This is a genomic window from Rickettsia tillamookensis, assembly GCF_016743795.2.
In the GTDB taxonomy this organism is placed as follows: Bacteria; Pseudomonadota; Alphaproteobacteria; order Rickettsiales; family Rickettsiaceae; genus Rickettsia; species Rickettsia tillamookensis.
Window position 1 is genome coordinate 1,299,497 of sequence record NZ_CP060138.2, and the last position, 12,995, is coordinate 1,312,491.

The window sequence follows — 12,995 nt, forward strand, 5'->3', positions numbered from 1 at the left end:
TCACGCCGTGGCTTGACCACGGGGTCCATAAAAAATAAAAAAGACTGGATCCCGTGGTCAAGCCACGGGATGACAGACTGTAACAAATTCCTTAACGAAATTTTCTAAAAATGCTTTTAGTTTCTGCTCGGTTTCTTCAGTTATATTTTGCTCGTTTTTTATTGATTCCAAAATATCTTTTTTATTTAACCTCATCTCCGTAAGCATTTTATCTTCAAATTCTTTTACTTTCTGAAGCGGTACATCATTTAAATATTTCTTAGTTCCGACATAAATACTTACTATTTGTTCTTCTACCGGGAAAGGATGATATTGTGCTTGTTTTAATATCTCGACTAATCTCTTACCGTGATCGATTTGAGCTTTAGTTGTAGGGTCTAGATCTGATCCAAATTGCGAGAAAGACTCCAGCTCTCTAAATTGAGCAAGTTCTAGCTTTACCGAACCTGCTACCTGCTTCATAGCCTTTATTTGTGCTGCAGAACCAACACGGCTTACTGAAATACCGACATTAACGGCAGGTCTTACACCTTTATAAAATAACTCACTTTCTAAGAAAATTTGACCGTCGGTAATTGAAATAACATTTGTTGGGATATAAGCAGATACATCACCTGCCTGCGTCTCGATTATAGGAAGAGCAGTAAGTGAACCGCTGCCTTTGTCCTCTGACATTTTAGCAGCACGCTCAAGCAATCTTGAATGCAAGTAAAATACGTCGCCTGGATAAGCTTCTCGCCCGGGAGGTCTTCTAAGTAATAATGAGATTTGTCTATATGCGACAGCATGTTTACTTAAATCATCATAAATAATAAGTGCGTGCATGCCGTTATCACGAAAATATTCGCCCATACTACAGGCAGAATAGGGAGCAATGAATTGAAGAGCTGCAGCTTCTGAGGCAGTAGCCGAAACAACGATTGTATAGTCCATTGCTCCAGCATCTTCTAGTTTTTTTACTATCTGTGCAACACTTGATCTTTTCTGCCCAATAGCTACATAAATACAATAAATTTTATCGCTTTCATTAGTAAGGGAATGAGCTTGTTTTTGATTGATAATAGTATCGACGGCTATAGCCGTTTTTCCGGTTTGTCTATCACCGATTATTAACTCTCTTTGCCCTCTACCTATCGGAATTAACGAATCTATAGCCTTTATTCCGGTTTGTACGGGTTCACTTACGCTCGTTCTTTCTATTATCCCTGGGGCTTTCATCTCGATATGTCTGTACTCTTTACTTGCAATATCGCCTTTGCCGTCAATAGGATTACCAAGAGCATCAACTGTGCGACCAAGTAAAGCTTTTCCTACCGGTACTTCTAAAACTTCTTTAGTTCTTTTGACATTATCGCCTTGCTGTACTTGGTTATCATCGCCCATAATTACAGCACCGACGCTATCATTCTCCAAATTTAAAACAAGACCCTTAACACCGGATTTAAACTCTACTACTTCACCGGATTTTACATTAGCAAGACCATAAATTTTAGCAATACCGTCACCGACAGTTATTACCTGCCCTACTTCTTCAAGCTCACTTAAGCAATTAATATTAGCTATTTCCTTTTGTAATATTTCAGCTACTTCAATAGGCTTTAGTTTCATGGGTTTTATGTCTCCTACTAATATGCACGTTGTCATCCCGTGGCTTGTCCACGGGATCCAAAAAAACGACTTGTAATATTGCTACTTTCACTGGATCCCGTGGTCAAGCCACGGGATGACAATAGTACTCAAGCAGCAATCCTAACTTTCTTTAAAGTTTTCGTTATTTTCTCTAAACTACCTTTTATTGAGTAATCTTGCAACATACTATCATATTTAATTATAATACCGCCAATAATAGTACTATCTATATCAAATAATATTTCTGTTTTTTGATTTAATTCTTTTTCTATACGAGATTTAATCCACTCCTGCTCTTTAGGTTGTAACTTATTTGCAGAAATAACCTGAACTATCTTTATGTTTTTACTTTCATACAGTAAAGTATTATAAGCATCTACTATATTAGATAAAATAGCAGTACGAGAATTTTTTACCAATAACAATAAAAAATTTTGTACTATTGTGCTAATTTTGATATTTTTTGCTAACGAATTGACCGCGTTAATTTTGTCGTTCTTATTTACTATAGGAGAGAATAGGAACTCTCTAATATCAAAATTATCGATAATTATACGATTTATAGCAGTAATTTCTTCAAAGATTTTATCTTGTATATTATCAACCATAGCGTTATTAAATAACGCTACCGCATAATTCTCGATTAAGTTATCTTTATTCATTTTTTTAATTTATATCTCCGAAGTAAAATAAAGAGTAGTATATGAAGATCAACTTCAAAAAGAGCAAGGAGTTCACAAGGCGAGGAACGAAAGCCGTTACTTAATACGTGAGTACCGCAGATCTTGTAGAACGACGATGCCAATTTTTGAAGTTCATCGAGTATCATATATGTATCGCTCTATCATAAGCAGCTAACACCGACTCGTGCATCATTTCGGATAAAGTCGGATGCGGGAAGATAGTATTAATTAAATCCAGCTCCGTTCCTTCTAAATTTTTTGAAACCACATATCCTTGTATTAATTCTGTTACTTCCGAGCCTATCATATGAGCACCGAGCAACTCACCGGTTTTAGCATCAAATATAGTTTTAATTAAGCCATCGCCATCACCACTTACTAAAGCTTTACCGTTTGCCATAAAAGGAAATCTGCCTATTTTAAGCTCATAACCTAAGGTTTTTGCTGCTTCTTCAGTCAAACCAACACTTGCTATTTGCGGTGAAGAATAAGTGCAACCCGGTATATTATGTTTATTAATAGCATGCGGCTTTAAGCCCGCTATGCTTTCCGCTGCAATAATACCTTCATGGCTTGCTTTATGAGCTAAACAAGGTACTCCTGCTACATCCCCTATAGCATAAATTCCCGATTCTGCAGTTTGCATTAGTCCGTTAGTAACTATATAGCCATTTTCTATTTTAATTTTGGTCTTTTCAAGTCCTAAATTTTCTGTATTTGCCGTAATACCTACTGCCATAAGTAAGATTTCAGCTTGTAATTTTTGTGTTTTACCGGATAACTCTAGCTCAACTTCTATCTTATCTTTTGATTTTGTTTGCTTAATTAACTTAGCATTTGTAATAATTTTTATGCCTTTCTTCTCAAAGCTCTTATGAGCGATTCCGGCAATTTCCGTATCTTCAGCAGGTAATATTCTATTATGTGCCTCAATTACGGTAACATCTACACCAATACTATTATAAAATGAAGCGAATTCTATACCTATTGCACCTGAGCCGACAATAATCATAGATTTCGGCACATGCTGCGGTATCATGGCTTCTTTTGAAGTCCATATTTGCTTGCCGTCAGGCTCAAAGCCTTTTAAAACCCTAGATCTTGCTCCGGTAGCTATAATAATATTATCTGCTTTTACTATAGGTTTATCATTTATATTTATTACCTTACTTCCTGCAAGGCTTGCTACTCCGTCTATCACGGTAACTTTGTTTTTTTTCAATAGTAACTTAACACCGCTTGCAAGCTTATTTGAAATCTCTCTTGAACGTTCAACTATTTTCTTAATGTTGATTTCAGCACCTTTAGAATCAATTCCATAATCTTTAGCATGTTTTATATATTCAAAAACCTCAGCAGATTTAAGCAGGGATTTAGTCGGTATACATCCCCAATTAAGGCACACCCCTCCTAAATGTTCTTTTTCTATTAATACAACTTTTTTCTTTAATTGTGCTGCTCTAATTGCCGCAACATATCCACCAGGACCACCGCCTATAACGGCTACATCGTATTGTTCCATTTTATTTTTATTTTGTTAGTTTTGTTTGTTATGAACATTAACGTCATTGCGAGAAGAATTACGTAGTAATACGACGAAGCAATCTCAGGATATTTGATGAGATTGCCGTGCTCCCTACGGGTCGCTCGCAATGACGATTTGGTAGCCATGCAACGACGCCAATTTTTCAAATTAAACGAGTATACTACTCTTTAGCATCCATCTGTTTTTTTCATGTACTTTAATCCGTCCAATAATCATATCGGCTGTCCCCTCATCGCCCTCTGCTTGTGCTACTTTGAGTCCCTTATATAATGTATCTCTAATAATATCTTGATCTTTTGTTAGACTTTTAAGCATTTCATTTGCCGTTGCGTTTGGATTTGCCTCATCTATAGATGCAAGCTTTATTAAATTTGATAATGCAGGGACTTTAGCATCTAAACTTCTTATTCTTTCAGCAAGTTCATCTAAGCTTTCAGCTAAATCTTCATATTGTCCTTCAAATAATAAATGTAGACTTCTAAATTCTGCTCCTTCTACATTCCAATGATAATTTTGTGTTTTAAAATATAAAGCATAACTATCTGCTAAAATTTGCTCTAAAGCTTTTACTACTTGCATAATACCCTCAAATTTCTATGAACTTTTTGACTTTATAACATTTCTTTAGATACTTCAAGCGATAACAATTTATAAGAAACTGTTAAACACTTAATTAGTAATCAAAAAAATTATTTCCTAGATAAAATAAATATTATTTACAAAATATTCATAAAGAGATATAGTTTTTATTAAAAAAAAGCATGTTATGAAAATATCCTTAATTATTTTAACTCTAATTAGCACCTCGTTAATCGGGTGTACCACTGTCGAACATAATAAAGTTTCTAAAAAAAGTAAATACACACAAGAAGAAGAAAAATTAATTGCAGAGTTATTATATAACGCTTCAGATGAAATGCTAATGGAATATGTAAAAGCAGTTTCTAATTATGATGCAGTAAAAAATTTGTCTTCGGCTTCCAATCAAGAAAAACAAAGACTTTATAATATAATGGAATCATCCCTAACAAAAATTTTAACAGAAAAAAATACTGCTAGACCAGTATGCAACCATCAACAAACGCTTAAAGATTATTTCTTTATTGAACGAGAAGTAAATAAAGCTAGAATAAGTAATCCTAATTCTAATCCTAAGCTTTTAGGTGATGCTATATTGTTTGACATGTCGACTCATAGAGCAGCATGCATAATGCGTCTTTCATTTGTAACGATTGTGCATTCCAAAAATTAATAATGCTAAAATGAAGAATATAAAATAATATTTAGGGAATCTTATTCTTAATACAACCTCAGATACTTCAAAGGTTGAAAGACAAATGAGAAGCGAGCCTGCACAGTATATAATAATAGATTAGCACAGGCTGAATCCAAAATCTGACGTACCAAATCTTGAAGCATTAAAGGCATACTCTGTTTTATAATTCATTTCCACGCTTCTTCATGAGAGTAAGTTTTAACATTCTCTTTATCAAGCTTTTTAGCAACTTTTGACAGAAATAAATCTTCTCTCATTTCAAGAGCTTCAAGTGTTAATTCTCTGACTAAACTTGATAAAGATTTATTTTCTTGAACTGCTAAATTACTAAGCAAAGTGGAAATTACCGGCTCAAAAGTAACATTAACTCTTGGACTTTTAGACATATAGAATTATTTTTATTGATTAGTATTATTATTGTAACACTTTTACATCACTCAAACAATAAAATTATCAATTAAGACTAAAATTGCAATGATTATATATTAAATATTAATTTTTATTAGTAATTTCTTGACTAATCTATTAGTTTTATCTATTGTGCCACCTTAATTTAAAACTTAAGGATAGAACGGCATGAATTACATATTACACTTTTCTTTAACTACCGCAGCAAGACTTACTAATACAATAAAAACAATTGGTGGTCAAGGATACCACATGCTTAAAATAGGGCATAATGTGACCAGTTACTATCTAACTACTCCTACCCTTAGTTTAATTGAACCGACTTGCCATAAAGAGAATATATTAACAACTCTGTGTAATAAAGGAATTGAATTATTAAATACTGAAACAAGCAATTTTGTATTTGAAGGAATGTTCAAAATAAAGGAAGTATTAACTGCAAATAAAGCTATTATTACAGCGATTAATGATAATGGAAAGGCTATACGGGATTATATATTGCAAAAACAAGGTGATAAGACTTATATATATGAGGAACGCTTGCTTAAAATATGTCAAGAAAATCTTCAAGGAAATCTTACTATTGATGGTATACTTAATATCGCAGGGGATAATAACCCTATTATAGGAGATATTAAAGGGTGCGAAATATTTGAAGTAGAGAAAGAAAATGCTCTACAGGCGATTCTCTCAGAAATAACGGATTTAATAGCTAACCCGATATCTAGCACTACTCAAGCAAGTGATATTAATACAACCGAAGGATGGACAGAGTCCGTAACAGAATATTTATCTGAAATGGCGACTAATGCAGTTAATAATACAATAACAAATTCTACTGCTGAAATTTCTGAATCAATCTTTTCCGATAACACTGAAAGTTGGACTGAAACGGGAATAAATTTAATTAATAACACCGTAATAAACCTTACTAATACTGCTTTCAATTCAACTTATAACCCTCAAGAAAATATGTTTGATGAGAGTGATAACGATACTTCCTTAGTTGCTCCGTATATAAAAATTGATATAGCTGGAATTGCCGTTATAGGTGTAGCAATAGTTGCAGGATTAACTTGGTATGTTAGAAATAAAAACGCAAAAAAAGCTGAATTAAAACAATATATTGATGAAATTGAAGCTGAAAGAGCTGCTGAAAATAAACTTGCTGCTAACGATACTGAAGAGCATAACGCTCCTATACTTAACAACAGCACAGAGCATAATGATCATACTACGGTAGATATGACCGGAGTCTCCTATGATGACGAAGGTACTCCTGTATAGATAACTTAGAGTCTTGCTTTTTAATCAACAACCAATAGCAAATTCACTGTTGGTTGTTCCTCAAAAATAAAAATTGAAATTTATTTCAATTCTTTATTTATTAATTCTTTTAGCTTTTCTTTCGCTGCTTCTTTAGAGCGTCGTCCTGCATAAGAATCATAAGTTTTATTATCTTCAATGAAATGCACAAAGAAAACTGTTCTATCATTTTTTTGTAACCAACCTATAAACCATCCAATTTTACGATCCTTTAACTTTACGGTTCTATCTTGGCTAAGTTTATTGCCACTACCCGTTTTACCGTAAAGCTTCCAACCGTTTATGAAATCTTCCATAAACAAAATATTTTTAGTCATTTCTTGGGCTTTAACACTTACCGGCAATTTATTCTCTGCTAGTTTTTGAAGAAAAATTAATTGTTCTTCAGAAGAAATTTCTAAAGAACTAGAACGCCATGAGTGAGTTAAACTATTATCCTTTCCTTTGTCTCCAGAGATATCTTGATTACCATAATCAAATTTAGTTATATAATTATAAAATTTCTTATAACCTAATTCCTTAGTAATAAAAAAAGAGTACCAAAGACAACTATTTTTCATCCAATCTTTAGGTGTGTGTGATTGTTTCCAAGTTTCTAACATAGCAGGGTACCCTTTTTTAAAGGGTAGTTTAGGATGAGTTTCATCAATTAAAATTCCGGCATCATAGCCCATTAAGCTTAAAGCAATTTTAAATGTTGAGCATGGGGAATAACGAGACTCGCAATTACCTTCTTGTTTAATAAATTTATCATTTTCTTTAACTAAAAAACAATCCGCTTTAGTTACAAAAGATATAGTAAGTGATACCAGTACAGTTAGATATAGAATAATTTTTTTCATGTAATTAAAATTCTGAATAAATAAGTAGGTAGGTAGACGAAGTTTAATTTGGAAAAGAGCAAGGCGTTTTATATTTTTTGACCGCAGCGTACATACTAGTACGTGAGGATCAAAAAATATAAAACAACGACGCCAATTTTTCAAATTAAACGAGTATACTTAATAAATCTCTTGTGATTGATCCTCTTTGCTAGGCACATAATCAAAAATATCATTATTATCGTGATTATCGATCATATCTTCATTCTCAAGCATCTGAATATTATTTACTTTAAATGCTTCTATAACAGTGCCGCTTGGAGTAATTTTACCTGTGGCTCTATCTACGGCGATTAGCTTAATTGAATCAGGAACTTTGAAAGGCAGCGACGGTTCATCCTTATAAGCGTTACTCATAAAATCAATAAAAATAGGCAATACTACGTTTGAACCTGTTGCTCTTTTTCCAAGCTCTTTCGGTGTATCGTAACCAACATAACTACCTACTACTATTTTGGGTGTAAAACCTACAAACCATGTATCTTTACTATCGTTACTAGTACCGGTTTTTCCTCCGATAATTTTCCCTAACTTCTTCGCCGCATAACCGGTACCTCTATCTATTGCTCCTGTTAAAAACGAAGTAATTTGATAACCGCTAGCTTCATCCGTAACTCTATAGATATCTTCTTTCGGTATTTCTAATATTGCGGTATCTAAATTGCTATCCGAAACATTACAAGAAAGACATTCTCTATTATCTCGCCTATAAATAATTTTACCGTTACGGTCTTTAATTAATTCTACAAAATGAGGTTCAACTTTTTTACCGCCGTTAGCAATAATTGCATAGGCATTAGTCATTCTGCTAAGTGTGGTTTCAATTGAACCAAGTACCATAGAGTAAACTTTTTTTGGTTCATTATTAATACCAAATCGCTTAATTATATCAACGATTTTTGTAAATCCTACGGCAGTTGCAACTCTTACAGTTATAAGATTACGAGATTTTTCAAGACCGGTACGCATAGTGATTTCGCCTAAAAACTTACCCTCATAATTTTTAGGACGCCAGCTAGGCATACCCGGACCTTGCGAAATCTCAATAGGTCCATCGTTAAAAATCTGATTCGGCTTAATACCGTTTTCAAGAGCTGCTAAATAAACAAAGGTTTTACTCAAAGAACCCGGTTGACGAAGTGCTTGAGTTACTCTATCAAATTTACTTGTAGAAAAATCATACCCCCCGACACTTGCAAGTACCTGTCCGGTATTTGGGTTCATAACCATAATAGCCCCATTTACTTCAGGAATCTGACGCAAAGCATAAGTATCTTTTATGGGTTCAACCACTATTACATCGCCTTTTTTAAGCAAAGTCTTCACTGATTTAAGATTACTTCTTGCCCATTTCATTTCAGCAATGGGAATCTTAGATTTACTGCCGTCTATAAGTCCAATCTCTGCATGATTATCGGCCACATCCAGAACTACAGCTAATTTATACTCTAAAAGCGATTGAGGAGTCGGTAGTTTTTTTAGCTCTTCCTGCCAATTATCAAGAGGAATATTAGCTATAGGCTTTCTAAAACCACGCCTTCTATCAAACTCTCTCAGACCTTTTCTTAGAGAGTTTTCAGCTAATTGCTGCATCTTTGCATCTAAAGAAGTAATAATAGTAAGACCTCCGGTATAAAATTCTTCCTTACTATTTAACATCCTAATTACTTCTTCTCTAACCTGTGCAGCATAATAATCAGCTGTAACCGTTTCTTCTTTAGCTCGTTTACGTAAAACTATCGGGTTATCCATAGCTTCTTTCGCAGCTTCTTTTGTTATATAACCATCTTCAAACATACGTGCTATTACATAATCACGACGCCCTTTTACCCTAGCGTAATTTCTTTCGGGATTAAGTTCGGAAGGGGCTTTAGGCAGTGCCGCAATAAAAGCTGATTCTGCAATAGTAAGTTCCTCTACAGATTTATTAAAATAATTTTGTGCAGCTGCCGCAACACCGTATGCACCACGACCAAAAAATGTTTGATTAAGATATAATTCTAAGATTTGATCCTTAGTAAATACTCTTGAAATCATATAAGAAAGAATCGCTTCTTTAATCTTACGTTCAAGAGAAACTTCGTTAGTTAGCAGAAAATTTTTAACCACTTGCTGAGTAATGGTAGACGCTCCTTCCATACGCCTATGATGTAAATAATTAGATATATTTAAAAATGCCGCTCTAACTATTCCAAGCAAATCGACGCCGGGATGGTTATAGAAATTCTTATCCTCAGCTGCGATAAAGCTTTCTATTAGCGAACTCGGTACGCTATTAATCGGCACGAATACACGGCGTTCAAAAGCGTACTCCTCCATTAATTTACCATCACGGGAATAAATACGTGTTACCGACGGTGGATAATAACGTGCAAGCTGTGAGTAATCAGGTAAATCACGTGAATAGTGATATATTATATACCCCATAACCGCACAACCTATTAGAATAAGCACGGCAAAAATTTTTAAACAAAAAAACAGAGATTTATACATTTATAGATAATATTTTTTACATTATAATAGAATACATACAACTAACGCAGAGAGCCTCTAAGCATTTAAATTATACACTTTATAGGCAGTGCAAGAAATTTGTCAGAAAAACTGATTATTTCATTACCATTATAAAGGATAATGCCATGCATAATTCGTGGGGCTAATGCTTCTGATAAATCTTTAAGACCCATAAAATGCCGGCTTTGAATAGTTTCTGTGGCTTTACATTCTATGCCACAAAATACATCACCTTTATATAAAAGAAAATCAACTTCTTTTCCTAAATGTGTACGATAAAATGTTTGCTCTATACCTGTAGTTAAGGTTAATATTTTCCTAAGTTCTGCCCATAACCATGTTTCAAATATTGTGCCATAATAAGGACTATTTAACAATAAGTTAGGAGTTGTTATACCGTTTAAATACGATGCATAACCTGAATCATTCATATAAATTTTAGAGGTTTTTATTAATCTTTTTCGTGTGTTACTAAACCAAGGTGTTAACTGATTTATCTGAAAAGTTGTTTCTAAAATCTCTAAATATCTTGATATCGTTCTTTGATCTAAGCCTATTTCAATGCTTAAACTCTTTTGATTTAATAAATTACCGCTTTGTAAACCAATCAAGCGAAAAAATTTAGCAAAGGATACAATATCTAAAAATTTATTTATATTTCGTACATCTCGCTCAATATAGGCTGATTGATAAGAAGAAAACCAACGTTCACGAAATCTTTCTTGCTTTTTTAATACGACTTCCGGGAATCCACCATAGAAAACATATTCATTTAAAGATTGGTTATTTATTTTTGGTTTATATTCTAACTCTTTAGTCCATTTGTCTTTTAATTCAGGAATAGTTGCCCCTGAAAAAATATCTAATATAAAAGAAGAAGGGTTATTTTGATTTAAAATTTCTCCTAAACTTAACCCTTCAAGATGGATTATGTCAACACGTCCTGCCAAACTTTCAGATACTCCAGGGTAAGAAAAAATATTAGCCGATCCGGTTAAAAGAAAACGACCCGGTGTTTTATCTTCATCAATCGACTTTTTTATAGCTTTTAAAAGATCGGGAGCTCTTTGGATTTCATCAATCGCAAGAGGATAATGTGCATTTTTTATAAATCCATGAGGATCGTTAGTAGCAGCTTCTAATTGAGAAATATCATCTAAAGTAATATATGACTTAAAAATTCCTTCGTCATATAATTGTTTTACTACTGTCGACTTACCGACTTGCCTAGCTCCAATAATAAGAACTGCAGAAAAATCTTTTAAAGATTGCTTTACAAATGATGTTATATGTCTGTTTATCATGTTGTAAATAATAACATATGTAGGCTATTATTTACAACAATTATTTTTATAACACGTAAATTATATAATTAAACTATCTCGCCGGTTAAACTATTAAGTGAAGCCTTAGTAATTTTTACATCAATAATTTTACCAAGTAAAGATTTATTAGGGTTTTGGATATATACGGACTGCATGTATGGAGTTTTGCCTATTATTTGATCATCGAATTTACCACTACGATCAAATAGAACTTTCATAGTACTACCAACACAACTTTCATTAAAAGCTAGTTGCTGAGCCATGAGTTCTTTTTGCAATATAGTTAATCTCTCTGATTTTATGTGTTCCGGAACTTGATCCGTTCTAGTCGCTCCCGGCGTACCGGGACGAGGGCTATATTTAAACGAATAGCACTGACCGTATTTTACTCTGCGGACCAAATCTAAAGTATTCTCAAAATCTTCATCCGTTTCGCCAGGGAAGCCAACAATAAAATCAGAGGATAAAACTATATCGGGCCTTGCTTCTCTTAAGCGATTAATTATATCAAAATAATAATCCCGATCATGTTTGCGGTTCATTGCTTTTAATATTTTATTTGAACCTGACTGCACCGGTAGATGTAAAAACGGCATTAATTTAGGCTCAGTACCATGTAGTTTTATCAGATCATCATTCATATCTATCGGATGCGACGTCATATAACGCAATCTCTCTAAATTCGGAATTTGTGCTAGATGTTTAAGTAAATCAGCAAGGCTAAATATCTTATCATCTAAGCCTTTACCATGATATGCGTTTACATTTTGTCCAAGTAACATAATTTCTTTAGCCCCACTGCTAACTACCTTTAATGCTTCTCTGTAAACCTGTTCTACATTTCTTGAAAATTCAGCACCTCTTGTATAAGGCACTACACAGAAAGTGCAAAATTTATCGCACCCCTCTTGTACCGATATAAAGCTACTAGCTCCTTGCGGATATAATTGTTCCGGTAAATTATCAAATTTCGCTTCTTCAACAAAATCAAGATCGATTAAATGTTTTTCATGTCTAACGACTTTTGAGATTAATTCCGGTAGGTTATAATAAGATTGCGGCCCGACAACAATATCGACATAAGGAGTTCTTGAGAAAATCTCTTCGCCTTCTGCCTGAGCAACGCAGCCTGCTACAACTATTATTGCAGAGCTTAAGCCTTGTTTTTTTCTCGTATCTTGTAGTTTCTTGATGCGACCGAGTTCAGAATAAGTTTTCTCGGCTGCTTTCTCTCTGATATGACAGGTATTTAGAATAATAACGTCAGCATCTTCTATATTTTCAGTAGGTTCATAGCCAAAGGGATAAAGCAAATCTTGCATCTTAACGGAGTCGTAAACATTCATCTGACATCCGTAGGTCTTAATATAAAGCTTCTTACTCATAAAATTTTTAATATTATAAAAA

At 33.7% G+C, this 12,995-nt stretch carries 11 protein-coding genes; 2 read left to right on the plus strand and 9 right to left on the minus strand.

Translation table 11 applies throughout. The annotated features are described in order from the left end of the window. Positions 1–57: 57 nt before the first annotated feature. From atpA to H6P87_RS06500, 4 genes are all read right to left on the minus strand, one after another. Positions 58–1,608, minus strand: a complete 1,551-nt coding sequence (atpA, locus tag H6P87_RS06485) for a F0F1 ATP synthase subunit alpha (RefSeq protein WP_202069374.1) — start codon at positions 1,606–1,608, stop codon at positions 58–60. A gap of 128 nt (positions 1,609–1,736) precedes the next feature. Further along, a complete protein-coding gene (gene atpH / locus H6P87_RS06490; protein WP_202069378.1) occupies positions 1,737–2,291 on the minus strand; it encodes an ATP synthase F1 subunit delta in 555 nt (184 codons plus the stop codon). A 163-nt stretch (positions 2,292–2,454) separates the two neighbouring features. Beyond that, positions 2,455–3,834 (minus strand): dihydrolipoyl dehydrogenase, encoded by a 1,380-nt coding sequence (lpdA, locus tag H6P87_RS06495; protein ID WP_202069380.1) that lies wholly within the window; start codon positions 3,832–3,834, stop codon positions 2,455–2,457. A gap of 171 nt (positions 3,835–4,005) precedes the next feature. Beyond that, positions 4,006–4,437, minus strand: coding sequence for a Dps family protein (locus H6P87_RS06500; protein WP_202069382.1), 432 nt, complete (start codon positions 4,435–4,437; stop codon positions 4,006–4,008). A 187-nt stretch (positions 4,438–4,624) separates the two neighbouring features. Here H6P87_RS06500 and H6P87_RS06505 point away from each other — a divergent pair, with 187 nt between their 5' ends. Next, a complete protein-coding gene (locus tag H6P87_RS06505) occupies positions 4,625–5,110 on the plus strand; it encodes a hypothetical protein (RefSeq protein WP_202069384.1) in 486 nt (161 codons plus the stop codon). A 191-nt stretch (positions 5,111–5,301) separates the two neighbouring features. Here H6P87_RS06505 and H6P87_RS06510 read toward each other — a convergent pair whose 3' ends face one another. Further along, the gene (locus tag H6P87_RS06510; RefSeq protein ID WP_202069393.1) at positions 5,302–5,520 is read right to left on the minus strand and encodes a DUF6290 family protein; all 219 of its coding nucleotides are present in this window, start codon (positions 5,518–5,520) and stop codon (positions 5,302–5,304) included. Positions 5,521–5,710: 190 nt separating this feature from the next. Between H6P87_RS06510 and H6P87_RS06515 the strand changes: the two genes are divergently transcribed. Continuing rightward, positions 5,711–6,829 (plus strand): hypothetical protein, encoded by a 1,119-nt coding sequence (locus H6P87_RS06515; protein ID WP_246437884.1) that lies wholly within the window; start codon positions 5,711–5,713, stop codon positions 6,827–6,829. A gap of 80 nt (positions 6,830–6,909) precedes the next feature. On the opposite strand, the gene blaOXA is transcribed toward H6P87_RS06515, so the two are convergent. From blaOXA to miaB, 4 genes are all read right to left on the minus strand, one after another. After that, positions 6,910–7,710 carry a class D beta-lactamase gene (gene blaOXA / locus H6P87_RS06520; RefSeq protein WP_246437886.1) on the minus strand — a complete coding sequence of 267 codons (801 nt, stop codon included), beginning with the start codon at positions 7,708–7,710 and terminating at the stop codon, positions 6,910–6,912. 159 nt (positions 7,711–7,869) lie between these two features. Then, entirely contained in the window at positions 7,870–10,242 is a 2,373-nt protein-coding gene (locus tag H6P87_RS06525) for a penicillin-binding protein 1A (protein WP_202069395.1), read from the minus strand. A gap of 65 nt (positions 10,243–10,307) precedes the next feature. Next, positions 10,308–11,567, minus strand: a complete 1,260-nt coding sequence (locus H6P87_RS06530) for an ATP-binding protein (RefSeq protein WP_202069396.1) — start codon at positions 11,565–11,567, stop codon at positions 10,308–10,310. Positions 11,568–11,635: 68 nt separating this feature from the next. Next, the gene (miaB, locus tag H6P87_RS06535; protein ID WP_202069398.1) at positions 11,636–12,973 is read right to left on the minus strand and encodes a tRNA (N6-isopentenyl adenosine(37)-C2)-methylthiotransferase MiaB; all 1,338 of its coding nucleotides are present in this window, start codon (positions 12,971–12,973) and stop codon (positions 11,636–11,638) included. Between the last annotated feature and the right edge of the window lie 22 nt (positions 12,974–12,995).